A 275-nucleotide genomic window follows, 5' to 3' on the forward strand; every position below is an offset into this window, starting at 1 on the left:
CTCCTCCTTGGGCAGCAGCATCGCCGATTTGAGGTAAGCGAGCCACGCGGCCATCACCAGGTAATCGGCCGCCAGTTCCAGCCGCAGCGCCTCGGCCCGGTCGATATAGTCGAGATACTGATCGACCAGCGCGAGGATAGAGATCGCCCGCAGATCGACCCGCTGGCGGCGGGCAAGGTCGAGCAGCAGGTCAAGCGGCCCTTCCCACCCGTCCAGTTCCAGATACAGCGCGTCCTCTTGCCCGGCGGGCCTCAGCCAGAGCGGCGCGTCGTCAT

The 275-nt window shown here is 66.2% G+C and carries 1 protein-coding gene; it reads right to left on the bottom strand.

Annotation, left to right across the window (positions count from 1 at the left end; genetic code table 11):
• A partial coding sequence (locus RYX56_RS26575; RefSeq protein WP_317124097.1) for a segregation/condensation protein A occupies positions 1-275 on the bottom strand: 275 nt, incomplete at both ends.

Source organism: Alkalihalophilus lindianensis (assembly GCF_032843265.1).
GTDB classification, from domain to species: domain Bacteria; phylum Bacillota; class Bacilli; order Bacillales; family Bacillaceae_D; genus Alkalihalophilus; species Alkalihalophilus lindianensis.